The sequence below is a fragment of the Streptomyces sp. NPDC029151 genome (assembly GCF_055564315.1).
Genome location: NZ_JBVHWQ010000001.1, coordinates 71,847 through 95,410, shown reverse-complemented (window position 1 = coordinate 95,410; position 23,564 = coordinate 71,847). Strand labels below are relative to the sequence as shown.

Annotated in this window: 21 protein-coding genes; 9 read left to right on the top strand and 12 right to left on the bottom strand. The window is 73.6% G+C overall.

Annotated elements, in window-relative coordinates:
* Positions 1 to 23 precede the first annotated feature (23 nt).
* From ACZ4VF_RS00465 to ku, 7 genes are all read right to left on the bottom strand, one after another.
* Positions 24 to 1,691: a PP2C family protein-serine/threonine phosphatase gene (locus ACZ4VF_RS00465; RefSeq protein WP_467922230.1), complete on the bottom strand. Its 1,668-nt coding sequence runs from the start codon at positions 1,689 to 1,691 to the stop codon at positions 24 to 26.
* Complete coding sequence (locus tag ACZ4VF_RS00460; RefSeq protein ID WP_467922229.1) at positions 1,675 to 2,736, bottom strand: SpoIIE family protein phosphatase; 1,062 nt, start codon at positions 2,734 to 2,736, stop codon at positions 1,675 to 1,677. The genes ACZ4VF_RS00465 and ACZ4VF_RS00460 overlap by 17 nt, the downstream gene beginning before the upstream one ends.
* The gene (locus ACZ4VF_RS00455; protein WP_467922228.1) at positions 2,733 to 3,179 is read right to left on the bottom strand and encodes an anti-sigma regulatory factor; all 447 of its coding nucleotides are present in this window, start codon (positions 3,177 to 3,179) and stop codon (positions 2,733 to 2,735) included. Before ACZ4VF_RS00455 ends, ACZ4VF_RS00460 begins: the two co-directional genes overlap by 4 nt.
* The gene (locus ACZ4VF_RS00450) at positions 3,179 to 3,556 is read right to left on the bottom strand and encodes an STAS domain-containing protein (protein WP_467922226.1); all 378 of its coding nucleotides are present in this window, start codon (positions 3,554 to 3,556) and stop codon (positions 3,179 to 3,181) included. Before ACZ4VF_RS00450 ends, ACZ4VF_RS00455 begins: the two co-directional genes overlap by 1 nt.
* Entirely contained in the window at positions 3,553 to 4,446 is an 894-nt protein-coding gene (locus ACZ4VF_RS00445) for an STAS domain-containing protein (RefSeq protein WP_467922225.1), read from the bottom strand. Before ACZ4VF_RS00445 ends, ACZ4VF_RS00450 begins: the two co-directional genes overlap by 4 nt.
* A gap of 330 nt (positions 4,447 to 4,776) precedes the next feature.
* Positions 4,777 to 5,952: an acyltransferase family protein gene (locus tag ACZ4VF_RS00440; protein ID WP_467922224.1), complete on the bottom strand. Its 1,176-nt coding sequence runs from the start codon at positions 5,950 to 5,952 to the stop codon at positions 4,777 to 4,779.
* 301 nt (positions 5,953 to 6,253) lie between these two features.
* Positions 6,254 to 7,408: a non-homologous end joining protein Ku gene (gene ku, locus ACZ4VF_RS00435; RefSeq protein WP_467922222.1), complete on the bottom strand. Its 1,155-nt coding sequence runs from the start codon at positions 7,406 to 7,408 to the stop codon at positions 6,254 to 6,256.
* A 263-nt stretch (positions 7,409 to 7,671) separates the two neighbouring features.
* On the opposite strand from ku, the gene ACZ4VF_RS00430 reads away from it, so the two are divergent.
* The 3 genes from ACZ4VF_RS00430 to ACZ4VF_RS00420 all read left to right on the top strand — a co-directional run bounded on the left by ACZ4VF_RS00430 (position 7,672) and on the right by ACZ4VF_RS00420 (position 10,096).
* On the top strand, positions 7,672 to 8,250 hold the full coding sequence (locus tag ACZ4VF_RS00430; protein ID WP_467922221.1) for a TetR/AcrR family transcriptional regulator: 579 nt from the start codon (positions 7,672 to 7,674) through the stop codon (positions 8,248 to 8,250).
* 76 nt (positions 8,251 to 8,326) lie between these two features.
* On the top strand, positions 8,327 to 9,109 hold the full coding sequence (locus tag ACZ4VF_RS00425) for an oxidoreductase (RefSeq protein ID WP_467923728.1): 783 nt from the start codon (positions 8,327 to 8,329) through the stop codon (positions 9,107 to 9,109).
* Between the two features lie 162 nt (positions 9,110 to 9,271).
* Positions 9,272 to 10,096, top strand: a complete 825-nt coding sequence (locus ACZ4VF_RS00420; RefSeq protein ID WP_467922219.1) for a MerR family transcriptional regulator — start codon at positions 9,272 to 9,274, stop codon at positions 10,094 to 10,096.
* Between the two features lie 98 nt (positions 10,097 to 10,194).
* On the opposite strand, the gene ACZ4VF_RS00415 is transcribed toward ACZ4VF_RS00420, so the two are convergent.
* Positions 10,195 to 11,163, bottom strand: a complete 969-nt coding sequence (locus ACZ4VF_RS00415) for a hypothetical protein (RefSeq protein ID WP_467922218.1) — start codon at positions 11,161 to 11,163, stop codon at positions 10,195 to 10,197.
* Positions 11,164 to 12,091: 928 nt separating this feature from the next.
* On the opposite strand from ACZ4VF_RS00415, the gene ACZ4VF_RS00410 reads away from it, so the two are divergent.
* Both ACZ4VF_RS00410 and katG read left to right on the top strand, forming a co-directional pair.
* Positions 12,092 to 12,529, top strand: a complete 438-nt coding sequence (locus ACZ4VF_RS00410; RefSeq protein ID WP_467922217.1) for a Fur family transcriptional regulator — start codon at positions 12,092 to 12,094, stop codon at positions 12,527 to 12,529.
* 33 nt (positions 12,530 to 12,562) lie between these two features.
* Entirely contained in the window at positions 12,563 to 14,788 is a 2,226-nt protein-coding gene (gene katG, locus ACZ4VF_RS00405) for a catalase/peroxidase HPI (RefSeq protein ID WP_467922216.1), read from the top strand.
* Between the two features lie 132 nt (positions 14,789 to 14,920).
* On the opposite strand, the gene ACZ4VF_RS00400 is transcribed toward katG, so the two are convergent.
* Positions 14,921 to 15,487, bottom strand: a complete 567-nt coding sequence (locus tag ACZ4VF_RS00400; protein WP_467922214.1) for a GlcG/HbpS family heme-binding protein — start codon at positions 15,485 to 15,487, stop codon at positions 14,921 to 14,923.
* Positions 15,488 to 15,732: 245 nt separating this feature from the next.
* Between ACZ4VF_RS00400 and ACZ4VF_RS00395 the strand changes: the two genes are divergently transcribed.
* A complete protein-coding gene (locus tag ACZ4VF_RS00395; RefSeq protein WP_467923727.1) occupies positions 15,733 to 16,863 on the top strand; it encodes a sensor histidine kinase in 1,131 nt (376 codons plus the stop codon).
* The gene (locus ACZ4VF_RS00390; protein ID WP_467922213.1) at positions 16,860 to 17,513 is read left to right on the top strand and encodes a response regulator; all 654 of its coding nucleotides are present in this window, start codon (positions 16,860 to 16,862) and stop codon (positions 17,511 to 17,513) included. The genes ACZ4VF_RS00395 and ACZ4VF_RS00390 overlap by 4 nt, the downstream gene beginning before the upstream one ends.
* A 79-nt stretch (positions 17,514 to 17,592) precedes the next feature.
* Here the strand turns inward: ACZ4VF_RS00390 and ACZ4VF_RS00385 are convergent, their stop codons facing one another.
* The 3 genes from ACZ4VF_RS00385 to ACZ4VF_RS00375 all read right to left on the bottom strand — a co-directional run bounded on the left by ACZ4VF_RS00385 (position 17,593) and on the right by ACZ4VF_RS00375 (position 20,517).
* Positions 17,593 to 18,261: an 8-oxoguanine DNA glycosylase OGG fold protein gene (locus ACZ4VF_RS00385; protein ID WP_467922212.1), complete on the bottom strand. Its 669-nt coding sequence runs from the start codon at positions 18,259 to 18,261 to the stop codon at positions 17,593 to 17,595.
* A gap of 262 nt (positions 18,262 to 18,523) precedes the next feature.
* Positions 18,524 to 19,462, bottom strand: a complete 939-nt coding sequence (locus ACZ4VF_RS00380; RefSeq protein WP_467922211.1) for a serine hydrolase — start codon at positions 19,460 to 19,462, stop codon at positions 18,524 to 18,526.
* Complete coding sequence (locus ACZ4VF_RS00375; RefSeq protein ID WP_467922209.1) at positions 19,459 to 20,517, bottom strand: LysR family transcriptional regulator; 1,059 nt, start codon at positions 20,515 to 20,517, stop codon at positions 19,459 to 19,461. The genes ACZ4VF_RS00380 and ACZ4VF_RS00375 overlap by 4 nt, the downstream gene beginning before the upstream one ends.
* Before the next feature lie 126 nt (positions 20,518 to 20,643).
* On the opposite strand from ACZ4VF_RS00375, the gene bla reads away from it, so the two are divergent.
* A complete protein-coding gene (bla, locus tag ACZ4VF_RS00370; protein WP_467922208.1) occupies positions 20,644 to 21,618 on the top strand; it encodes a class A beta-lactamase in 975 nt (324 codons plus the stop codon).
* 252 nt (positions 21,619 to 21,870) lie between these two features.
* On the top strand, positions 21,871 to 23,439 hold the full coding sequence (locus tag ACZ4VF_RS00365) for a carbohydrate-binding protein (protein ID WP_467922206.1): 1,569 nt from the start codon (positions 21,871 to 21,873) through the stop codon (positions 23,437 to 23,439).
* The last annotated feature ends 125 nt before the right edge of the window (positions 23,440 to 23,564 follow it).

Here is a 23,564-nt window from a genome sequence, read left to right as displayed (position 1 = left end):
GGCGCACGGCCGTTCAGTCCAGTTCAGTCCAGTGTGGTGCGGCACAGCAACAGGCAGATGTCGTCGTCGTGCTCGGAGTCGTGCAGCATCGGCTTGAGCAGCGCGTCGGCCGCCGCGTCCAGATCCACCAGATCCGCCGCCCCGAGCGCCCCCATGGCCTGGGCCAGCCGGTCGATGCCCGCGTCGATCCCGGCGGACCGCCGCTCCACCAGCCCGTCCGTGTACAGCGCGAGCGTGGACCCCGCCGGCAGCTCCACGGTGTGCTCCTCGTAGGTGAACGGCACCGGAACGCCCAGCATGATCCCCGGCCGGGCCTCCAGCACCCGCACCTCGCCCCCCGGCTCGCGGGCGATGGCCGGCGGATGGCCGGCGGCGGCCCACACCACCTTCGGCTCGCCGGGCGTGAACCGGGCGATCGCACAGGTCGCGTACAGCTCCGGCTGCTGGTGACGGAGCATCCGGTGCAGCAGGGTGAGGATCCGCGCCGGGCCGTTGCCCTCGACGGCGTAGGCGCGCAGCGCGGTGCGCAGCTGGCCCATGATGACGGCCGCGCGCAGCCCGTGCCCCGTGACGTCCCCTATCACCGCCAGCACACTGCCGTCCGGCTGCGGGAACGCGTCGTACCAGTCGCCGCCGATGTTCAGTCCGTGCGTCGCCGGCAGGTAGCGGGCGGCCAGGTCCAGGCCACGGGTGGCGGGCAGTTCGGTCAGCTGTGCCCGCTGCAGGGCCTCTGCGACGTCCCGGTGCTGCTCGTACTGGCGGGCGTTGTCCAGGGCGATGCCCGCCCGCCGGGCCAGTTCCAGCAGCATGACGGTGGTGTCCGGGTCGAAGCGGTCGCCGGGCGCCGCCAGCGTGAGCACGCCCTGCACGGTGCGCGCCCCGAGCGGCACGCACAGCAGCGGCCGGTCCGGGGAGAGCGCGGAGGCCGGCAGGTCGTCGACGCCCGGCAGCTCACCGGGATGGGGCCCCGCGTGCTGGGGGCGGCCGGTGCGCGCCGCCGTCACCGTCGCCGCCGCCCGTTCGCCCGGAGGGGTCCGCTCGTCGTCCACGAGCCAGATGTCGACGTGCCGCGCGTACTCCGGGACCAGCAGTTCGGGCAGCCGGCGCAGGATGTCCTCGTGCTCCAGGGAGGCGTTCAGCACCGCGCTCGCGTTGGCGAGGAAGGTCAGCAGACGGCGCGCGTTCTCCGCCTCCGCCCGCGCCGCCCGCTCGGCGTCGAGGAGTTCCCGCTGCGCCAGCGCCGCAGCCTCCAGCTCGGCGTGCAGCGCCAGCACGCCCTGGTTCGTCTGGTGCAGTTCCTCCCGGTGGAAACGGAGAAGCTCCTCCGTCTCCGTCAGGCGCGCCAGCAGGGCGTCGGCGTCCGCGGCGGCGTCCAGCAGCGCCTCGGCGAGCGGGGCGCCGCCCGGGCCGGGCAGCGGCACGGTCACGGGCAGGGGGCAGACGAGCGTGCCCTCCCAGGGTTCCGGCCCGCCCAGCGCGACCCGCAACCGCCCGCCCGGGCCGGCGGTCACGGTCAGCTCCGCGTCGCCCGCGCCGAGGTCACGGCGCAGCCGGGCACCGAGTCCGGCCAGGAAGCGGGCACGGTCCACCGCGGACACCCCGGCGTCCGTGAGGAGCCGCGCCAGCAGGGCACGGGCACGGGCCGCCTCGGCGGTGGAGGCGATGGTCCATTTCTCAGAGGCGGCTGTCATCGGCGCTGGTCCGGCGGTCGGGGGCCAGTACGGCCACACTGGTGTCGTCGCGTGCGGGGCGGGCGGGGCTGCCGGCGTCGCGCAGGATCGCCGCGGCCACCACCGACGGGTCCTGGCCGAGCAGCCGGGGGTCCTCCGGCGGCCGCCAGCGGCTGGGCAGTCCGTCGCTGTGCACGATGAGCAGACTGTCCCCGTTCCACGGCACCCGGCGCACCGGAACGTGCGCCGGGAAGTACGCCCCGACGATCCCCGGGTGGGAGATCAGGGACGTCCAGGAGTCCCCCGTGCGCACCTTGGCGCCCACGTTGCCGACCCCCGCGAACCCGAGTTCCGCCCGCTCGGTGTCCACCTGGGCCACCGTGACCGCCGCGCCCCGGGTGGGCCGCAGCGCCGTGTGCAGCCGGCGCAGGATGTCCAGCGGCGGCAGATGCGCGCAGCGGTGCAGTTCGGCCACCGCGGCGGAGGAGGCGTGCGCGGCCTTCGGACCGTGCCCCAGGCCGTCCGCGAGCAGCAGCGTCAGCAGCGTCCCCGAGCGTGCCCAGCCCCACGCGTCACCGCACTGCTCGGCCTGCCCGAGGGCGACGGTGATGCCGCCCGCGGGCAAGGGTGCCGCGGCGGTGCCTCGCCTGCCGGGCACCGGGTCGATCCGGGCCGCCGTCACCGTGCCGCGGCCCGGCAGGCTGTACAGGTGGAAGGCGCTGGCGCTGCGCCGACAGCTGCCCAGACCCGCGCCGAGCGAGCCCTCGGCGGTGGACCAGCCGTCCCGCAGCGCGGCGTCGACGTCGGCGATGCCCGGACCGTGGTCGAGCGAGAACAGCTGTACCGAGGAACCCGCCCCGCCCACCGGCGGGTCCACGAGGTTCACCACCATGTGGCCCCCGCCCGCGTGCCGGAGCAGGTTGGTGGCCAGCTCCGTGGCGACCAGCTCGGCGGCCGCCGTGCGCGCGGCGGCCAGCCCCGCCTCCGCGCACGCCTCGCGCGCCGCCATCCGGACGTCCCGGACCCGCGTGGAGTCGTGCACCGGGACCTCCCATACCCGGCTCATCCCGCCCCCGGACGCGAGGCGGGCACCTGGGCCACCCAGGCGACGGCCGTGACGGTCGTCCCCCGGCCCGGCTCGGTGTCGACGCTGAACTCGTGCACCAGCCGTTTCGATCCGCTCAGCCCGAGTCCGAGGCCGCCGCCGGTGGTGTACCCGTCGGTCATGGCCAGTTCCAGGTCACGGATGCCCGGACCGCTGTCGATGAAGCGCATCCGCAGCCCCCGGGTACGTCCGTCGTCCAGCGGTGTGATCTCCGCCCGTCCGCCGCCGCCGTGCACCAGCGTGTTGCGGGCCAGCTCGCTCGCCGCCGTGACCAGTTTGGTCTGCTGCACCAGACCAAAACCGAGCTGCGCCGCGCACTGCCGCACCTGCTGCCGGACCCAGGCCAGATCCGCGTCCGAGCCGATGGGCAGGCTCGTCGCGAACGCTTGGCCGGACTGCTGCATCAGCTCCCTCCCCGGGACAGCAGTTCCATGGCACGGTCCACGTCCAGGGCCGTGACCAGACCGGGCAGTGTGAGCCCCAGCTCGACCAGGGTGATCGCCACGGCCGGCCGCATCCCGGCCAGCACCGTGCGGGCCGCCAGCAGCCGGGCCGTCGAGGCGATCTCCGCGAGGACCCGGCCGAGGAACGAGTCGACGATCTCCACGCCGGAGATGTCGATCACCACACCGGTCACCCGGCTCGTGGCGACCCGGCTGGTGATGTCGTGCTGCAGCTGCTCGGCCATGCCGTCGTGCAACTCGCCCTGCAGGGAGACCAGCAGGACGTCGCCCAGGGCGAGCACGGGGACCGGCGGCTGGCCGGGAACGGGCTGGTTCACAGGGCGCTCGCACCCGCGTCCGCACGGGACACCTCGATGCCCTGTTTGCCCAGCGCGTAGGCCAGCGCGTCGGACAGCGAGGCACGGGTGAGCACGGAGCCCAGGTCGATGCCGAGCTGCACGATGGTCTGCGCGATGGCCGGGCGGATCCCGGAGACGATGCACTCGGCACCCATCAGGCGCGCCGCGGCCACCGTCTTCATCAGGTGCTGGGCGACGAGCGAGTCCACCGTCGGCACCCCGGTGATGTCGAGGATCGCGTACCGGGCCCGCTGTTCGACGATGGCCTCCAGCAGCGACTCCATCACCACCTGGCTGCGCGCGCTGTCCAGGGTCCCGATCAGCGGGACGGCGACCGTGCCCTCCCACAACTTGATCACCGGGGTGGCCACTTCGAGGAGCTGCTGGCGCTGCCGCTCGATCAGCTCGGCGTTCGCGTCCAGCGCCGTCTCCATCACCACCAGGCGCAGCGTGCCCAGCAGCAGGGTCAGCGCCAGCACACACTCGTGGGCCTGCGGGGCGGTGGGGTCGGCGAACTCCTCGCGCAGCAGCTCGACCGCGGGGGCGCGCAGCCCGGCCACCTCCTGGGCGATCTGCGCCGGGGTGGATCCGGTACGGGCCCGGGTCGCGGACATCCGCCCCAGCTGCTCGCGCACGGTGCCGAAGCCGTGCGCCCGAACGTCCTCCAGCCGTCCGCTGACCGCCACCTCGGACAGCGCCTCGACCACCGCCTTGCACGCCTCGACCGCCTCGTCGCGGGAGACGGTGAAGACGGAGCGGAACAAGGGGGCGTCGGCCCAGCGCTGGGCCACCTGCTCCTTGCGTTGCTCCAGGAAGGTACTGACGACCTGCGGTGCCGATCCGGCCGGGTTCTGTTCGGGCACTCTCATCCTCTCCTCTCGCACAGCCGGGTCCGCCGGTCGGCCGGCTCCCCGTAGCCGATCACTGCCGACCGTCCACCGTAACTTGCACGTCCCAGCCGTCCAAACGTCGCTCCCGGCACCGCCTTCACGTACGTCCCCCCAGGTCGCAAGCACTGTGCACCGACCGGCGGGCCAGGTGCGCCGCCGGGTCGGTGTCGGGGAGCCGCCTACCCCGAAAGCCGCGGGACTCTCCTCGCTGTTGCGGACGTCACCCGCGCGTGCGACCGACCGCGGCACCCCGGGTGACGCGGTCGCCTCCCGGCCTCTGTGCGGCCAACGCCCGGCGCGGTGGCGGGATCAGTCGCGGACCGCGGCCGGGGCCTCCCGGCGGGCCGGCACCGGGTCCGGGTGCCGCGAGGGCCGGCGGCCGCGCAGCAGCAGGCGCCGGGCCGGGCCCTCCACCCCCTCGTACAGCGCCCAGGACAGGCCGAGGGAGACGGCGAACGCGGCCGTCGTGACGGCCAGCCCCGCCAGGGCACCGAAGTGCGGTTTCCTGCCGAGGAACTCGGCAGAGGCGCGCAGCACCAGCAGGTGGATCATGTAGAAGGCGAACGACAGCTCCCCGAGCCGCACCATCCGCCGGCGCCGCCACAGGGAGGGCAGGCCGTGCAGGTCGGCGACCGCGGCGGCGGGGATGAGGAGGGTGAAGCCGGCGAGGGTGCACACGGTCGCGGAGTAGCCGGGCGTGACCTGCGGGACCAGGAAGTAGCCCATGACGGCCAGGGCGAGCGAGGCCTCCAGACCGGGGCCGCGCCAGCGGCCGAGCAGCACCAGCCGCGCGGTGACCGCGCCGAGCACGAACTCGGGCAGCCGCGCGGCCGGGAACGAGTAGACGGAGTGGGCCCACCAGTGGTGGGCGTCCGCCCAGGCCAGCACCAGGACCGCGGCCACCGAGAGCCCGCCCAGCGCGGCCGAGCCGCGCACCCCGAGCCGGCGCAGCAGCAGGAAGAGCAGCGGGAAGGCGGCGTAGAAGAAGGCCTCGCAGGCGAGGGACCAGCTCACCGGGTTCAGCGTCTGCCACCACGGCTGCCACCAGGAGTGCAGCAGCAGCGCGTTCGCCAGTGCCTGGTTCGGCGTCGGGCGTGGCTGGTGCGTCAGCGTGAAGGCCATGACGAGCGCGACGGCGAGGGTGGCCAGGTGGACCGGGTAGATCCGGGCGACGCGCCGCCGCCAGAAGGCCGTCGCGCGGTCCCGGGGCCGCGCCGACCAGGTCAGGACGAACCCGGACAGGATGAAGAAGAACGACACTCCGGTGGCTCCGGCGCCGAAGGCCCAGGACACGAGGCGGCCACCCGTGCCGCCGAACCAGCCGAAGTTGTGCACGTGCAGTCCGAACACCAGCAGCGCCGCCATCCAGCGCAGCCCGGTGAGAGAGGGCAGGGAGGGCGGGGCGGCGTGAGCGGGGGACCCGGCGCTCGCCGCGCCGGTCCGCGCGGTCGGCATCCGGAGCGCCCGGGTCGTCGCGGTGGTCATCGCATCACCTGCCGCAGGGGGTTCGCGTGGGGCATGAAGGGGAACGTTGCCCGTTCACCCCCCGTCCATCACGCCGCATGGCAAACATCACACTGCTGCCGAACGACGGACCGCCGTGAATGCCACGGACGGCGGGGCGGGGTGCACCCGCACGAGTGAGCGATCCGCACCGCGGCTACGGGCGTGTGGCGCGTACTCCCCACGCACCCGGGCGGACACGGGATTCCAGGAAGGAGGCCGGAGCCGGACCCCACGGTGGCGGTCCGGGGAACCGCGGGACCGCCGTCGGCCCGGGCAGCCGTCAGGCCGCTGCGCCCTGCCGGCCCAGCGCCTCGGCCAACTGCTCGCGGGTCATCTTCGAGCGGCCCGGCACGCCGGCGGCGCTCGCGCGCTCGTACAGTTCGGCCTTCGACAGGGCGGCCAGGTCCTCCGCCCGCTGCTTGTGCCGGGGGCGAGCGGTCCGCTTGCGGTCGGGGGCCTGTTTCCGAGCGTCGGCCTGTTTCCGGCCGTCCGTCTGCTTCCGGGGGGTGGGGCGTTTCCGGGTGTCGGCCTTCGTCGGGCCGTCGGCCCGCTTCCGGGTGGTGGGCTGCTTCCGGGTGTCGGCCTTGGTCCGGCCGGCTGCCGGGCCGCTCCGGTCCGCGGCCCGTTCGGTACCGCCGCCCTCGCGGCTCCTGGAGCGGCTCTGTTCGACGCTGCGGCTGAGTGCCTCCATCAGATCGACGACGTTGGTGGCCTCCGGCGGCTCCGCTTCGCCGACGACCTCCGCGCCCTCGGCCTTCGCCGCGACGAGTTCCCTGACGCGTTCCTCGTAGGTGTCGCGGTAGTCGCCGGGGTCCCAGTCCATGGTGAGGGCGTCGATCAGCTGCTCGGCGGTCCGCAGCTCCTTGCTGTCGCCCCTGGTGCGCCGCTCCGGCAGTTCGGGCACCACGTCGGCGGGATCGCGCACCTCGTCGGCCCAGTGCAGCGTGTGCAGCACCAGGACGTTCGGCTGGGCGCGCAGCGCGGTCAGGTACTCCTTGCCGCGCATGGTGAGCGTGGCGATGCCGGCCTTGTCCGAACGGTCCAGCGCCGCCCGCATCAGCTCGTAGACCTGCACGTACTCCTTGCCGCGCGGGCCGATGTAGTACGTGCGGTCGAAGTAGACCGGCTCTACCCGGCGGAGGTCCACGAACCCGGCCAGGTCGATCACCTTCGAGCGTCCCGGCGCGATCTCCTCCAGTTCCTCCGGCTCGACGACGACGTACTCGCCCTCGTCGACCTCGTAGCCCTTGACGATCCTGTCGGTGCCGACCTCCTTGCCGGTGCGCTCGTTGACCCGCTTGTTGCGGATCCGGTCGGAGGTGCCGCGCTGGAGCTGGTGGAAGTGCACGGTGTGGTCCTGTGTGGCGGTGTAGAGCCCCACGGGCAGGGTGACCAGCCCGAAGGTCAGCACGCCGGTCCAGATCGGTCTCGCCATGGCCGCGCCTCCTGTCGGGGCTCTCGCCGGTCGCCGGAGCGTCCGGGATCCTGTGTGCCGGTCTCGGGCCGGTCGGCCACCGTACGACCCCTTCGCCGCGGCCCGGGACGTGCGTGCCGGCAGCGTCACCCGGTCCGGTGCCGCCAGGTCCGGACGCTTCCCCGTGTCCGCTCACCGTAGAACGCCCGGCCCGCGGGCGCGCGCCCGGTCGTGAGAACCTGATTCTTGACTTCGAGGTCCAATTCAATGTTAGTGTCCTGATCATGGGAAGGCCCAAGCAGTTCGATCCGGACGCCGCCGTCGAGCGTGCCATGGACGTGTTCTGGCGAAAGGGGTATGCCGGAACCACCCCGCAGGACCTCGTGGACGCGCTCGGCATCGGCAAGGGCAGCCTCTACAACACCTTCGGCAGCAAGCACGCCCTGTTCGAGCGGGCGCTCCGCCGCTATCGCGACAGTCAGGCCGTCGGTCTGATCGAGATGCTCCAGGAGCCCGGTCCGGTCAGGGCCCGCCTGCGCAGCGCGCTGGAATTCCTCGTCGAGATGGACCTCGATGACCCGGATCGGCGGGGGTGCATGGCCGTGAACGCGGCGGCGGAACTCGCCGGAACGGACGAGGTGGCGACCGAACTCGTCCAGCGCATGCTCGCCCGTACCGAGGACGCCTTCCGTGCCCTGATCGAGGAAGGGCAGCGCTCCGGGGAGATCGCACCCGACCGCGACGCGGCGGCCCTGGGGAGTCTGCTGCTGAACACGGTCGTCGGCCTGCGCCTCATGGCGCGGGTCGCCGAAGGTCCTGATCGGCTCGTCCGGGTGATCGACGCGACGGTCGACGCCCTCTGACCGTGCGGCGGTGCCCGCACCGGTGGCGGCTTCCGCTGCCCATATTTTGTACTTGCAGGTCAAGAAATGGAGTGCCGTGAACCTCAATCTCGCTTCCAAGACAGCCGTCGTCACCGGTGCCGGCCGGGGTATCGGACTTGCCGTCGTCCGCGCCCTGACCGCCGAGGGCGTGCGCGTCGCCGGCGCCGCCCGCACCATCACGCCCGAGCTGAAGGAGACCGGCGCGCACACGGTGTCGGCCGACGTGAGCACCGCCGAAGGCGTCGCCGCCCTGATGGACAGCGCCCTCGGCGAACTCGGTGGCATCGACCTGCTGGTGAACAACGTCGGCGCCGGGGACGACGTGGAGCCCGTCGGTTTCCTCGACACTGACGACACCCGGTGGACGCGCGTCTTCGACCTCAACCTGCTCAGCGCCGTCCGCGCCACCCGCGCGGCCCTGCCCAGCCTGATCGAACGCCGCGGATCGATCGTGAACGTCTCCTCGATCAACTCCCGGCTGCCCGCCGCCGGCCCGGTCGCCTACAGCGCGGCCAAGGCGGCCCTCGCCGCGTTGGGGAAGTCCCTGGCCGAGGAATTCGGGCCCCAGGGCGTGCGCGTCAACACCGTTTCCCCCGGAGTCGTCCGCACGTCCGTCTGGGAGGACCCCGACGGCTTCGGCGGCAAGGTGGCGGCCGGAGCCGGCGCGGAGCACACCGCGTTCCTCCGGCGGATCCCGGAAGCCTTCGGGATCACCACCGGTCGGATCACCGAACCCGAGGAAGTGGCGGCCCTGATCGCGTTCCTCCTCTCCGACGTCGCCGGCAACATCACCGGCGCCGACCACGTCATCGACGGTGGCACGGTCAAGACGCTCTGAGTCGCGGAGCCCCCGGGGGGGCGGGCCCGGGCCTCATGGCGGCGTGGGCCGGACACCAGCCCGCTGACCAGGCCGGGGCCCTGCCGCCGCCTTCGCGGTCCGTCGCCCGTCGAGTAGTTTCTTGACCCTCACACCGTGTCAGGCGGTCCACTCGGAGACATCATGTTCACCATCGGAGACTTCGCCCGGCACGGCCGCGTCTCGGTCCGGATGCTGCGTCACTACGACGCCACCGGCCTGCTGCGCCCGGCCCACGTCGACCCCGTCAACGGCTACCGCCACTACACCGCCGCCCAGCTCGCGCGCCTCAACCGGATCATCGCGCTGAAGGACCTCGGATTCACCCTCCAGCAGGTGGGCGACATCGTCGACGAGAAGGTCGGCGCCGAGGAACTGCGCGGCATGCTGCGGCTGCGGCGCGCAGAACTGGAGACGGCCGTGGCCGCCGCGGAGGCGCGGCTGGTCCAGGTCGAGGCGAGGCTCCGAGCGATCGAGAGCGAGGGGCGCATGCCCACGAACGACGTCGTCATCAAGAGCGTCGGAACCCTCCGGGTGGCCGAACTGACCGCGACCGCCGCCGGTTTCGACCCCCAGGACATCGGCCCGGTCATCACACCGCTCTACGACCGGCTCTTCCGCCGCCTCGACGCGGCGGGCATCACGCCCACCGGTCCCGGCGTCGCCTATTACGAGGACGCCCCGGAGGGCGGCGGCAGGATCAGCGTCCACGCCGCCGTCCAGGTCTCCGCCCCGCTCCAGGACGACGGCGCCTTCCGCGTCCACGACCTGCCGGCCCTCGACCAGGCGGCGACCATCGTCCACCGCGGCTCGATGGACTCCGTCGTGCCCACCGCCCAGGACCTGGCCCGCTGGATCGACGCCAACGGCTACCGGTCGACCGGGTATCCCCGCGAGATCAACCTGGAGTGCCCCGAGAACCGCGACGACTGGGTGACGGAACTCCAGGCACCGGTGACCCGGACCTGACCGGAAGCGCAGGACACGGCGGCAGTCCGCGCGTACGTCACCGGGCCGCGCGCTCGTCGCGGGGACGGCCCGCGTGCACGTCCGGGGACGTGCGTACGTCACCGGGAGCGGGCGCCCAGGCGTTCCGCCCCGGCGGTGGCCGCTGCGGCCCGGCGGCGGGCCCCTCCGACGGCGCGGGCGGCCTCACGCGCCCGTTCCCGCGCACCCCGTTCCTCCTCGCGGGCCCGCCGCTGTTCCTCCTCGGCGTCCCGCAGGCGTTCCCGCAGCTCCCGGACCCGCTGCTCCGTGTCGGCCACCCGGGCGCGGGCCTCCTCCACCGCCCGTTCGGCGGCCTCGGCCTCCTTCTCGCGGGCGTGGAGGTCCCGCTCGGCGTCGCGGGCGACCCTGCGGGCCTCGTTGAGGCGGCGGCGCCGCGTCAGCTCGTCCTCGCCGCCCTGGCCGCCCTCGCCGTCCTTGGCCCTGTCCCGCGGTCGCCTCGCCTCACGCGCGCCGCCTTTCCCCTCGCGCGCGCCGCTCTTCGCGCCCTCGCCACGCCGTGCGGTGCCGGCCGCCGCCGGGGGAGCGGGGCGACGCGTGAGAACGCTGTCGTCGGCCTGGGGGAACCCGAACGTGGCGCTGAGCGGCTTGATCAGCCGCCCCTTCGCCCACGTACGGCCCGCCTCCGGGTCGGCGAGCACGGCGTGCAGCGTCTCCTCGACCTCCCGCTGGACCCCTTCGCCCACCGGACGCCCGGCCTCCGCGGCCAGCTGCCGTGCCTGCCGCCCGAGGCTGCCGATCACCTCGCTCTGCCGGCGGGCCAGCCTGCGCAGCTGGGCGCCGTCCAGCTCGCGATGCGCCCGGCGCAGCTCCTCGCCCAGTTCCAGGAACGGCGCGACCTCCTCCCGCCGCCCGCGTACCAGCAGGTTGCTGACCCAGGCGGCCAGGTTCGGCCGCCGCAACGCGCCGATCTCCTTGGCGAGGGCCGCGTCACCGGCCGCGCGGGCGTCCATGGCGCGGCGGTCACGGACGGCCACGAACTCCTCCGGCCGCAGGCCGTACAGCTCGTCGGCGACGGTGTCCAGATCCACCGGCGTCCCTCTCGACGGCCCCTTGACGACAGAGTCCGAGTTTCTCATCCCCGACCACCAAGGGGATCAGGCGCGCCCGGTTCCCGGCCGGTGCGGCGCCCGCCGGGCTCGCCGCGCCCGTGCCGCCGTCGGGGCGGGCCCGGGCCGCGGTGGCGTGGACCGCGCCACCACGGGGGCGTGCGCACCGTGGGTCGGGGGAGACACCGGTACGGCCTTCAGTGCGGCCCGGATGCGGCAGGACATCCGGGGCGCTCACGACGAGGCGCACGCCGACACCGTCGACGTGACGGGAAACGAGGTGGAACCGCTCACCTCCAGGGGGGCCGGGCGGCGCCGGCCCACAGGCCGCGGGAAGCGGAGCCGTGACCCATGCCGGGGCAAGCCGCCGTACATCAGCGACTGTGGCCCCTGGGCCTACCTCGGGGCGCCCGTGGCCGGTGGTGCGGCTGGGACGCCGTGGCCCCTGCTCCACCGGTACCGCGCGCGGGGAGGGCGGGCGGTCGTGGCGGCGGAGGGAGGCGAGAAGGGCGCGTACGGGCGGCCGCCGCGTACGCCGGTCGGCCGTCCGGCCGTGCGCCACTGCACCGGATCGCCTGTTCGGAGGACCGTTCGGCTCGCCGCGCGCCGGGCGCCGACCCCGGGCAACATGATGCGGCCATGGACAGGGTTCGGCCTCGCCGGTGGCCCGCGGCCTGCCCCGGGCCACGCGCGTCCCGGACTGGTCGGGCGGTTCGGGCCGGTTCGGGCCGGGCGAAACGGTCGGACTCGGGTCGGTGGGGTCGAAAATGCGCGAAGGCAAAAGGCAACGGCAAGGCCCGGGCGGGTGCCGTAACGGACCCGGAGGTGGACGCCGGGCGACGCGACGCGACCAAAATTGCACCGTTCGTTTTCTTGAACCTTTCGTGTTTACGGCGGTAGATTCGGCCGCATGACCGCCTCCCCGACCCCGACCACCGCCGAGGAGCTGCGCGGTGCCGGCCTGCGCGTGACGGCCGCCCGCGTCGCGCTGCTGGAGACCGTCCGGGACGGCGACCACCTCGGCGTCGAGGCGATCGCCTCCGGAGTCCGCGATCGCGTAGGCCATGTCTCCCTGCAAGCCGTCTACGAGGCCCTGCACGCGCTGGCCGCGGCGGGTCTCGTGCGCCGTATCGAGCCGGCCGGCCACCCGGCCCGCTACGAGGGACGCGTGGGGGACAACCACCACCACATCGTGTGCCGGTCCTGCGGTGCCGTCGCCGACGTCGACTGTGCCGTCGGCGACGCGCCCTGCCTGACCGCCGCCGACGACCACGGCTTCACCATCGACGAGGCCGAGGTCGTGTACTGGGGCCTGTGCCCCGGCTGTTCCACCGGCCGCAGTTCCTGAGCACCGAGTTCCGCACAGTTCGGAAGGATTGCCATGACTGAGAACCACGACGCGATCGTCACAGACGCGAAGTCGGAGGAGGGGAGCGGCGGCTGCCCCGTCGCGCACGACCGGGCCCTGCACCCGACCCAGGGTGGCGGCAGCCGCCAGTGGTGGCCGGAGCGGCTCAACCTGAAGATCCTCGCCAAGAACCCGGCCGTGGCCAACCCCCTCGACGAGGACTTCGACTACGCGGAGGCCTTCAAGGCCCTCGACCTCGCGGCCGTGAAGCGGGACATCGCCGAGGTGCTGACCACGTCGCAGGACTGGTGGCCCGCCGACTTCGGCAACTACGGCCCCCTGATGATCCGTATGGCCTGGCACAGCGCGGGCACCTACCGCATCAGCGACGGCCGCGGCGGCGCCGGCGCCGGCCAGCAGCGCTTCGCCCCGCTCAACAGCTGGCCGGACAACGGCAACCTCGACAAGGCCCGCCGCCTGCTGTGGCCGGTCAAGAAGAAGTACGGCCAGAGCATCTCCTGGGCCGACCTGCTGGTCCTCACCGGCAACGTCGCCCTGGAGACGATGGGCTTCGAGACCTTCGGCTTCGGCGGCGGCCGCGCGGACGTCTGGGAGGCCGAGGAGGACGTCTACTGGGGCCCCGAGACCACCTGGCTGGACGACCGGCGCTACACCGGCGACCGCGAGCTGGAGAACCCGCTCGGCGCGGTCCAGATGGGCCTCATCTACGTCAACCCGGAGGGCCCCAACGGCAACCCGGACCCGATCGCCGCAGCCCGCGACATCCGTGAGACGTTCCGCCGCATGGCGATGAACGACGAGGAGACCGTCGCCCTGATCGCCGGCGGCCACACCTTCGGCAAGACCCACGGCGCCGGCCCGGCCGACCACGTCGGCGCCGACCCCGAGGCCGCCTCCCTGGAGGAGCAGGGCCTGGGCTGGCGGAGCACCTACGGCACCGGCAAGGGCGGGGACGCCATCACGTCCGGCCTGGAGGTCACCTGGACCGCCACGCCGACCCGGTGGAGCAACGGGTTCTTCAAGAACCTCTTCGAGTACGAGTACGAGCTGGAGCGGAGCCCGGCCGGCGCCCACCAGTGGGTCGCGAAGAACGCCCCGGAGATCATCCCGGACGCGCACGACCCGTCGAAGAAGCACCGCCCGCGCATGCTGACCACCGACCTGTCGCTGCGCTTCGACCCGATCTACGAGCCGATCTCCCGCCGGTTCTACGAGAACCCGGAGGAATTCGCGGACGCCTTCGCCCGCGCCTGGTACAAGCTCACCCACCGTGACATGGGCCCGAAGTCGCTGTACCTCGGCCCGGAGGTCCCGGAGGAGACGCTGCTGTGGCAGGACCCGCTGCCGGAGCGCGAGGGCGAGCTGATCGACGACGCCGACATCGCCACCCTGAAGACCAAGCTGCTCGAGTCGGGCCTGTCCGTCTCCCAGCTGGTCACCACCGCGTGGGCGTCCGCGTCCACGTTCCGCGCCAGCGACAAGCGCGGCGGTGCCAACGGCGCCCGCATCCGCCTCGCCCCGCAGCGCGGCTGGGAGGTCAACGACCCCGACCAGCTGGCCCAGGTGCTGCGCACCCTGGAGAACGTCCAGCAGGAGTTCAACGCCTCCTCCGGGGCGAGGAAGGTCTCCCTGGCCGACCTGATCGTCCTCGGCGGTGCCGCGGCCGTGGAGAAGGCCGCCAAGGAAGCCGGCTTCGAGATCCAGGTGCCCTTCACCCCGGGCCGCGTGGACGCCACCGAGGAGCACACCGACGCCGAGTCCTTCGAGGCGCTGGAGCCCACCGCGGACGGCTTCCGCAACTACCTCGGCAAGGGCAACCGCCTGCCGGCCGAGTACCTGCTGCTCGACAAGGCGAACCTGCTGAACCTGAGCGCCCCGGAGATGACGGTGCTCGTCGGCGGCCTGCGCGTCCTCGGCGCCAACCACCAGCAGTCGCAGCTCGGTGTCCTCACCACGACGCCCGGCGTCCTCACCAACGACTACTTCGTCAACCTGCTCGACATGGGGACGACGTGGAAGGCGGTCTCCGAGGACCAGACCACGTTCGAGGGCCGCGACGCCGTGACGGGCGAGGTGAAGTGGGCCGGCAGCCGTGCCGACCTGGTCTTCGGCTCCAACTCCGAGCTGCGCGCGCTCGCCGAGGTCTACGCCTCCGACGACGCGAAGGAGAAGTTCGTCAAGGACTTCGTCGCCGCGTGGCACAAGGTCATGGACGCGGACCGCTTCGACCTCGTCTGACCGACCCGTACGAGCCGCCGGCCGTTACGGCTCGGCCCGACTCGTGGAAGTGGGACAGGACGTCCGGGTACGCCCAGCTGGGCGTACCCGGACGTCCTGCTGTTCCGGTGTCCGGCGCCGGGTGCCGGAACGTCAGTGACCCAGCACCGCCGCGCCCGCCTGCGCGTACCGCTCGTCCAGGGCGCCGGACGGCGCGCCGGCGACACCGATGCCCGCGACCGGGGCGCCCTTGGCGGTCACCGGTGTGCCGCCCGCGAGGAACAGCGTCCCCGGGATGTCCTTCAGCGTCGGCGCCTGCGCCAGCCGCTCGGCGAGCTCGGAGGTCGGCGCGTTCCAGGACACCGCGGTGTACGCCTTGCGCTCCGCGGACGCGTACGACTGCGGGCCCGCGCCGTCGCCGCGCAGGGTGACCAGGGTGTTGCCGTTGCGGTCGACGACGGCCACCGACACGTGCCGGCCGTCCTTCTCGGCCGCCTCCACCGCGGCGCGCGCCGCCTTCGTGGCGGCGTCCAGGGTGAGGTGCGTGCTCCGGGTCAGCTCGCCGCCACCGGCCGCGACGGGGGCGGCGGGGGGAGCGGTGTCCGTGGAGCCGGCGGCGTTGGCGGCGACCGTGCCGACGGCACCGGCACCGAGGACGGCCAGGGCGGCGCCGCCCACGAGGACGCGGGTACGGCGGGACGGCTTCTTGCGGCTGGGCATGGTGAGGAACCTTCCAGGAGAACCGGGCCGGGAGCCGTGACCGGCTCCCGGAACCGATCCTCCGTCCGCGACGGGCCGCGTCGCGTCGCCGGACCGGATGCCTGGGGGGTCATCCGATCGGATGACCCCGCATGTCCCCGGCCTGGGCACAATGGAGGGTGTTTGCCCAGTTCAGCGCGGAGCCGAGGGAGGTGCCGACGGTGGCCGAACCCGAGCGCGACGACACCCGCGCCCTCACCGTCGTCATGCACACGGCGTTCTTCGTGCTGCTGGCCGCGTCCGTCGCCCGCTATCTGGCCCGGCACGCCGGGGGCCCTCACACCCCCGGAGTGATCGCCCTCTCCGTGCTGCTGGCCGTGCTCTACGTCCTCGGACCCGCCGTCGGCCCCCGGCCCACCCCGCGCCGGCTCGTCTGGCTCGGCCTGGTGGTGGCGGCCTGGGCGCTGCTCGTCGTCCTGGCTCCGAGCTTCGCCTGGTGCGCGGTGCCGCTCTTCTACACCGGCCTGCGCACGCTTCCGCCCCGCGCCGCGATCCCGCTCGTCGCGCTGCTGACGGCGCTCGCGGTCGCCGCCCAGCTCGGCCTGGCCGGCTGGGCGGACCCGAACGTGCTGCTGGCCCCGCCCGCGGTGGCCGCCGTGGCCACCACCGTGTTCGTCGTCATGCAGCGTCAGGCGGCCCGCCGGGAGGCCCTCATCGACGACCTGGTCCGCACCCGGCGCGAGCTGGCCGCCACCGAGCGCCGCGAGGGCACCCTCGCCGAACGCGAACGGCTGGCCCGGGAGATCCACGACACCCTCGCCCAGGGCCTGTCCAGCCAGCGCATGCTGCTCCAGGCGGCCGACCGGCTGTGGGACAGCGCGCCCGGTACCGCCCGGGAGCACGTCCGAACGGCGGCGGCGATCGCCGAGCGCAGCCTCGCCGAGGCCCGTCGCTTCGTCCACGACCTCACCCCGGCCGACCTGGCCGAGGGCGGCGGCCTGCTCCAGGCCCTGCGCGCCGTCGCCGAACGCGAGACGACAGCCACGCTCGCCGTCCGCGTCCACACCGAGGGCAGCCCGCCCGACCCCCTGCCCGCCCCCATGGAGTCGACCTTGCTCCGCATCGCCCAGGGCGCCCTCGCCAACGTCCGCGAACACGCGGCGGCCACGACCGCCACCCTCACCCTGACCTGCCTGGACGACCAGATCGTCCTGGACGTCACGGACGACGGCCGCGGCTTCGACACGACCGTCCCGGCCGCCGCAGCGGACTCCCGCGGCCACGGTCTGCCCGCCATCCGCGCCCGCCTGCGCCAGCTGGGCGGCACCCTCACCATCGAGTCGGCACCGGGCGAGGGCACGGCCCTGTCGGCCGCGATCCCGCTGGAGCCGAGATGAGCCGCACACCCGACACGGCCGCACGTCCACCGGTGCGCATCCTCGTCTGCGACGACCACGCCGTCGTACGCGCCGGCCTGCTGGCACTGCTGCACAGCGCACCGGACATCGAGGTCGTCGGCGAGGCCGGCAGCGGAGAGGAGGCGCTCGCCCTCGCCCGCAGGACCGCCCCCGACGTCGTCCTGATGGACCTCCAGCTCGGCGAGGGCATCGACGGCGTCGAGACCACCCGCCGCCTGCGCGCGACGCCGCCCGCCCCGCACGTCCTGGTCCTGACGACGTACGACACCGACGCCGACGTCACCCGTGCCGTCGAGGCCGGCGCCACCGGCTACCTCCTGAAAGCCGAACGCGCCGAGGACCTCTTCACGGCGATCCACGCCGCCGCCCAGGGGCGCCCGGCCCTCTCACCCCCGGTCGCCGACCGTGTCATGTCCCGCCTGCGCAACCCGCGCCCCTCCCTCACCCCCCGCGAACGCGACATCCTCACCCAGCTCTCCCAGGGCCTCCCCAACCACGCCATAGCCCGCGCCCTCTACATCAGCGAGGCCACCGTCAAGACCCACCTGCGCCGGATCTACGACAAACTCGGCGTGGACACACGGGCAGGCGCGGTAGCGGTGGCCAAGGAACAGCGGCTGCTGCCCTGAGAGCACGTCGGCCGCGCCGTCGTCCGGCAGCGCCCCGCGCCTCGGCCGGACGAACCCGGCGCACGTGCCGCGTTGCGGTCTAGGGCTCGTCCACGCGACCGTTCAGATGGAAGAGAAGCCACTCGAGCCAGTCCGCGGTGACCTCCAGGGACGAGGCCCAGCCGTGCATGGCGCCGACGTAGGCGGAGTAGCGAGCGGGCCAGTGGCGCGTGCCGGCCGCCTGCCGGCTCGTCCACCCCAGGGCGTTGAGGGAACGGAAGACCCGGTCGTCGAGGATCAAGGCGCGGTCGTGCGTGGCGTCCCGGTCGTCCACGGCCGCGAACCACTTGGTGAAGAAGGACCGCCCGATGCCCTTGAGGTCGAAGTGCCGGTAGGCCCCGCTCATGTCGCCGTTCCGGACCGCTTCGCGCGTGGTCCGCAGGACCGTCGGCATGCGCGGGTCGCATAGGGCCGCTTCGGTGTACCGCGGCCCGCGTCCGTTCGTGGTGCCCGAGCCCCAGATCATGACGGCCACGAAGAGGTCACGCAGGTCGTCGGGGCCGTCGCCCGTCCGGTCACGGAGAAGGGCCAGGTCGCCCCGGCCGACGAGGCGGTCACCGCCGGACCCGCCCGCGCATTCCACACCGGTGTCGAGCACGTGCTCTGCCCCGTGCGGCGCCAGTCGGGGCCGCCACGTCCCCGGACGGAAGCGCACAGGCCTCTGTTCGCATCCGCCGTAGCGGACGACGAGTCGCCGAAGCTGCTCCACCCTGCCCCCTGACCACGACGGCGAGTCGCCGCGGGTGCCAGCGTAGGGGAGGACCGGTCGGAGGGCACGCCGGTCCGCGCGGACGGGCCGAGCACCCCGGCATCCGCAGGCGCGCGGCTTCCCCGGCCGAGAGCGTCAGCGACGCCTCGTCGCGGCAGGAGACGGCGACGAACCGTGCGGGGCGGCGCCCGGTGCACCGCACCGAACGCGGTGCCGCCGCCCGGTGCGGCCAAGTACCCGAAGATGCCGGCGTGGTGGGAGGTCAGCGGGAGCGCAGTGCCTCGAACGCCTCGCGTCCCGCCACCCCGATCGCCAGGTCGATGTCCGCGGCCACTCCCGCGACGCGGTCCGCTCGGGTCAGTGCCGCCATCGCCACCCGGTCTCCGGAATCCGCCTCCAACACCCCGATCTCGTGCCGGAGGTGCAGGAAGGTGCCCGTCTTGCCGAACCAGCGGAGCGTGTCCGCCCGCACTTCGCTCGCCAGGCGCTGCGTGAAGACCTGGCGGCCCATCAGACGCCGCAGCTCCGCCGTCGCCGGGGGGCTGGCGATCTCGTCGCACCACACGCGGTGCAGCAGGCCGACGAGCGCCGCGGCCGTGCCGGTGTTGGCCTGCGCGGGGTCGAGCGTCTCGATGGTGTGGCGCCCCGTCCGCTCGTCCCGGACGGCCAGCTCCAGGGCGAGGGAGAAGTCGTTCCCGGCGGCACCGGCGGCGCACTCGTAGAGGTGGTTCATCCGGTGCCGCATCCGGATCCCGTCGCATCCCCACGCCCGCAGCCGTCCGTCGACGTCCGCCACCGGCACCAGGTCGAGCAGCGCGTCCGCGGCGGCGTTGTCGCTCACCGACAGCGTCAGCTGGAGCAGGTCGGCGACGGCCACGGTGGCCGGGTAGCGGAAGGCTGCGAGACCGGTGGGGCCGACGCTGCTCGTCGCCGGGTCCACCGTGACCGGGAGGGCGGGGTCGAGTTCCCCGGCCGCGATCCGTTCCAGGACGACGAGGGCGAGCGGGACCTTCACCACCGACGCCAGAGGAGTCGGTTCCTCCGCCGCGAAGCCGAGTTGCTCGCCGGTGTCCAGGTTGCGGGCGAGGAAGGAACCGCGCATGCCGAGCGCCGCCCACTCCGAGGCGATGGTCTCGGCGACGTCCAGGAGGGCACCGTCGTCGCCGGTGTACACCGGGTGGTGCGCCGCTGCCCCGCTCATCCGCGTGCCGCCAGCCGCGCGGGGACGTCCTCGCCGCCGGTGCCGGCCGCCGGCCGCACGCGGTCGCCGTGCCCGCCGTACGCGCCGTGCCGGTCGTGTCCGTCCCGTCCGCCGTGCCCCGGGCGCCCGTCGTACCTCTCGGGCACGGCGCCCACGGCCGACGCGAGCAGCGCGGCCAGCCAGTCCGGCACCTCGTCCGCGCCGTTCCGGCCCGGGGCGGGGTTCACGTCGTACCCCCGGTGCAGCGCGCGGTCGGCGAGGGGGCGCCAGGGGGCGCCGTGCCGGCGGGCGAACGGTTCGGCGCACAGCAGCAGGGCGTTCCCGGCCAGTGTCTCGGCGAGCGCGGTGGCCGCCGGACCGGCAGGCCGGATGCGCCTCTCGGGCAGCCCGGCGCGCGCGGCCGACCGCGCCAACCGGTCCTGGAAGCAGGGCACATCGTCCTCCGTCAGGAGCAGCAGGGGTGGCGGAGCGGCGGACGCGGTGCCGCGTCCGCGGCGCGGTCTCAGCTCTTCGAGGTGGAGCGGACGCCCCGCGGTCCCGGGGCGTCCGGTTCCGGTGCCGTCCTGGCCCGGTGCCGACGCCAGCCCCAACGGAACCCGCAGCGCCGCCTGTTCCGGGGCGGTCCGCACCAGGGCGTACTGGAGCGAGCCGTCCGTCAGTCCGGACGCCCGTGCCGCGGGCGGCAGTTCCCGCATGCCGAGGGTGACGCCGTGCTCGCTGCCGGCGCGGATGGCGCGGGCCAGTGCGGCGGGGGCGCAGTCCGCCGGGACTCCGACGGCCCGCACCCGCGAGCGGCCGGCGGACCGGGCGGCCTGCCGCAGCCGCTGGGTGCGGTCCAGGACGTCCCGGGCGTAGGGGAGCAGCAGCAGGCCCAGCTCGGTGGTCGTGATCTGCCGCCGGGACCGGTCGAACAGCGAGCCGCCGAAGTGCTCCTCCAGCGTCTTGATGCGGCGGCTGAGCAGCGGCTGGGCTATGCCGAGCCGGTCGGCCGCCCGGGAGAAGCTCGCCTCGTCGGCCGTCGCCACATAGGCCTCTAGGTGCGCCAGGAGATCCACCCCGCACTCATATCAATAGTGCATGGGAGCTTCAAAGTTTCCTCTTGGACATGGGTGGGTTCCTCCTGTTTCCCTGGCCCCGTCGAGCGATCGACGCCGACGACGGACGATCCTGGAGGACCACCCATGACCAGCAGCCGTACCGGTGCCCGCACCGGCCACCCCGCCCCCCTGCCGCGTCGCCACCTGCTGCGCGCCGGCCTCGCGGTCACCGGCACCGCCGTGACCACCACGGCGTTCTCCGCCTCCGCTTCGACCGCCTCCGCTTCAGCCGCCTCCGCCTTTGCCGCCCCGGACGCCCGGTCCCGCGCCGCCCTGGCCGAGTTGGCCGAGCTGGAACGGCGTCACCGTGCCCGGCTCGGTGTGTACGCGCGCAACGTGCGTACCGGGCGGGCCGTGGCCCACCGGGCGGGGGAGCGGTTCGCGATGTGCTCCACGTTCAAGGCGTTCGCCGCGGCGGCGGTCCTGCGCGACCGGGCCGGCTGTGCGCCGCTGGACCGGGTGGTGCACTATCCGCCGCACGACCTCGTGCCCAACTCGCCGCGGACGGAGGAGAACCTGGCGACCGGCATGACCGTGGCCGACCTGTGCGCGGCGGCGATCCAGTACAGCGACAACGCGGCCGGCAACCTGCTGCTCCGGGAACTCGGGGGACCGGCGGGTCTGACCCGTTTCCACCGGTCGCTCGGTGACGAGGTGAGCCGGCTCGACCGGTGGGAGCCGGAGCTGAACGCCGCGGTCCCGGGCGACACGCGCGACACCACGACTCCGGAGGCGATCGCGGCGAGCCTGGAACGCCTCACGCTGGGCCGGGCGCTGGAACCGGCCGATCGCGAGCGGTTCGTCACCTGGCTGAAGGGCAACAAGACCAGCGCGGAGCGGTTCCGCAAGGGGCTGCCGCAGGACTGGGTCGTCGCGGACAAGACCGGCACCGGTGACTACGCCTCCGCCCATGACATCGGCGTGGCCTGGACGACCCGGGGGACCCCCGTCGTGCTGGCCGTCCTGTCGAGCAAGAGCACCCCGGACGCCCCGGTGGACCAGGCTCTGATCGCCGACGCGGCGGCCATCGTGGCCCAGGCCCTCGCCCCCGGCGAGTAGCTCAGGGGCAGCGCCGGCCCCCGTCCCGGGATCCACCGGAAATCACCGGTCAACTTCCCTGGGGATCCATACATCTGAATATGAATCATGTACGCGGTGGTTGACGCGTGCATGACGTCTCCCTACCGTCGGAAAGGTCCAGGGGGAAAGCGCTTTCCGTGCACGCTCCACCTTGCCATGACAGGCCACCGGATTCATCCCCCTGGACCACCGCATCCGCACACCCGAGCCAACCCGCAGGGAGACAAGCCGATGCAACTGAGACCAGCCATCGCGTGCGCCGGCCTGCTCGCCGGCGCGCTCGTCGCGCTGTCCGGCACTACGGCCGAGGCCGCCGCCACCCGCTACGAGGCCGAGAGTTCCTCCACGGTCTGCACCGGGACCGTCGACTCCGACTGGCCCGGCTACTCCGGCAGCGGTTTCTGCAACGGCACCAACGCCACGAGCGAATACGCCCAGTTCACCGTGAACGCCGCCGACGCCGGCACCGCGACCCTGGGCATCCGTTTCGCCAACGGCACGACCACCGCCCGGCCCGCCACCCTCGCGGTCAACGGTACGACGGCCGCCACCGCCTCCTTCGAGGCGACCGGCGCCTGGAGCACCTGGGCGACCAAGACGCTGACCGTTCCGGTGAAGGCGGGCGGCAACACCATCCGCCTCACCCCGACCACCGCCGAGGGCCTGCCCAACCTCGATTACCTCGACGCGGACGTGGCCACGGCCGCCACCGGCGCCGTGCTCTACGTGTCACCGACCGGCACCGACGGCGCGGCCGGCACCGAGTCGGCCCCGACCACGCTCACCTCCGCCATCGGCCGGATCACGCCGGGCGGCACCGTCTACCTGCGCGGCGGGACGTACGCCTACTCCTCCACCGTCACCATCCCGGCCGGCCGCGACGGCACCTCCGGCGCGCGCACCACCCTCTCCGCCTACCCGGGCGAGAAGCCGGTGCTCGACTTCTCCGGCCAGAGCGAGAGCCCCTCCAGCCGGGGTGTCCAGTTGTTCGCCGACCACTGGCGGCTGTACGGCCTCACGGTCCAGCACGCCGGGGACAACGGGATCTACGTCGGCGGCAGCGACAACGTCGTCGAGCGGGTGGTGACGGCCTACAACCGGGACACGGGCCTGCAACTGGGCCGGATCGCCTCCAGCACCCCCAGCTCCCAGTGGCCGTCGGACAACCTGATCGTCAGCTCGGAGTCGCACGACAACGCCGACTCCGACGGCGAGGACGCCGACGGCTTCGCCGCGAAGCTCACCACCGGCACCGGGAACGTCTTCCGCTACGACGTCTCCCACCACAACATCGACGACGGCTGGGACCTGTACACCAAGACGGACACCGGCGCGATCGGCCCGGTGACCATCGAGTACTCCCTGTCCTACGACAACGGCACGCTGAGCGACGGCACCGTCAACTCCAACGGCGACCGCAACGGCTACAAGCTCGGCGGTGACGACATCGCGGTGAACCACGTGGTCCAGCACAGCATCGCCTACAAGAACGGCCACCACGGGTTCACCTACAACAGCAACCCCGGCACGATGACGATCTCCCACAACGTCGGCATCGACAACGCCCAGCGCAACTTCTCCTTCGACGCCGGCACCTCGGTGTTCCGCGACGACACCTCCTGCCGTTTCGCCGTCCGCGGCTCGAACGACAAGACCGTCGGGAACACCGACCGCTCCGACCAGTTCTGGACCGGCACCAACGGCTCGCGCTGTTCCTCGTACGCGGGTGCCCTCGGCTGGTCCTTCGCCTCCGACGGCCGCCTCGCGGTGACCTTCGGCGGCACCGTCGTCAACCCCTAGGCGGGGACGGCGAGGTCGGGGGGACGCGGGACGCCGTCCGGGCGGCGTCCCGCGTCCGTCTCGGCAGGCCGAGCCGGTCCGGGTGAGCGGACGGAGCCGCCACGGCAGGCTGTTGCAGTCGCCGC

Bases quoted from the DNA above. Each gene is read 5' to 3' on its own strand.
- ACZ4VF_RS00420 (WP_467922219.1), top strand. From the start codon at position 9,272: ATGTTCACCATCGGAGACTTCGCCCGGCACGGCCGCGTCTCGGTCCGG.
- ACZ4VF_RS00465 (WP_467922230.1), bottom strand. From the start codon at position 1,691: ATGACAGCCGCCTCTGAGAAATGGACCATCGCCTCCACCGCCGAGGCG.
- ACZ4VF_RS00400 (WP_467922214.1), bottom strand. From the start codon at position 15,487: ATGCCCAGCCGCAAGAAGCCGTCCCGCCGTACCCGCGTCCTCGTGGGC.
- ACZ4VF_RS00430 (WP_467922221.1), top strand. From the start codon at position 7,672: ATGGGAAGGCCCAAGCAGTTCGATCCGGACGCCGCCGTCGAGCGTGCC.
- ACZ4VF_RS00410 (WP_467922217.1), top strand. From the start codon at position 12,092: ATGACCGCCTCCCCGACCCCGACCACCGCCGAGGAGCTGCGCGGTGCC.
- ACZ4VF_RS00395 (WP_467923727.1), top strand. From the start codon at position 15,733: ATGCACACGGCGTTCTTCGTGCTGCTGGCCGCGTCCGTCGCCCGCTAT.
- ku (WP_467922222.1), bottom strand. From the start codon at position 7,408: ATGGCGAGACCGATCTGGACCGGCGTGCTGACCTTCGGGCTGGTCACC.
- ACZ4VF_RS00440 (WP_467922224.1), bottom strand. From the start codon at position 5,952: ATGACCACCGCGACGACCCGGGCGCTCCGGATGCCGACCGCGCGGACC.
- bla (WP_467922208.1), top strand. From the start codon at position 20,644: ATGACCAGCAGCCGTACCGGTGCCCGCACCGGCCACCCCGCCCCCCTG.
- ACZ4VF_RS00455 (WP_467922228.1), bottom strand. From the start codon at position 3,179: ATGCAGCAGTCCGGCCAAGCGTTCGCGACGAGCCTGCCCATCGGCTCG.
- ACZ4VF_RS00445 (WP_467922225.1), bottom strand. From the start codon at position 4,446: ATGAGAGTGCCCGAACAGAACCCGGCCGGATCGGCACCGCAGGTCGTC.
- ACZ4VF_RS00390 (WP_467922213.1), top strand. From the start codon at position 16,860: ATGAGCCGCACACCCGACACGGCCGCACGTCCACCGGTGCGCATCCTC.
- ACZ4VF_RS00365 (WP_467922206.1), top strand. From the start codon at position 21,871: ATGCAACTGAGACCAGCCATCGCGTGCGCCGGCCTGCTCGCCGGCGCG.
- katG (WP_467922216.1), top strand. From the start codon at position 12,563: ATGACTGAGAACCACGACGCGATCGTCACAGACGCGAAGTCGGAGGAG.
- ACZ4VF_RS00380 (WP_467922211.1), bottom strand. From the start codon at position 19,462: ATGAGCGGGGCAGCGGCGCACCACCCGGTGTACACCGGCGACGACGGT.
- ACZ4VF_RS00460 (WP_467922229.1), bottom strand. From the start codon at position 2,736: ATGAGCCGGGTATGGGAGGTCCCGGTGCACGACTCCACGCGGGTCCGG.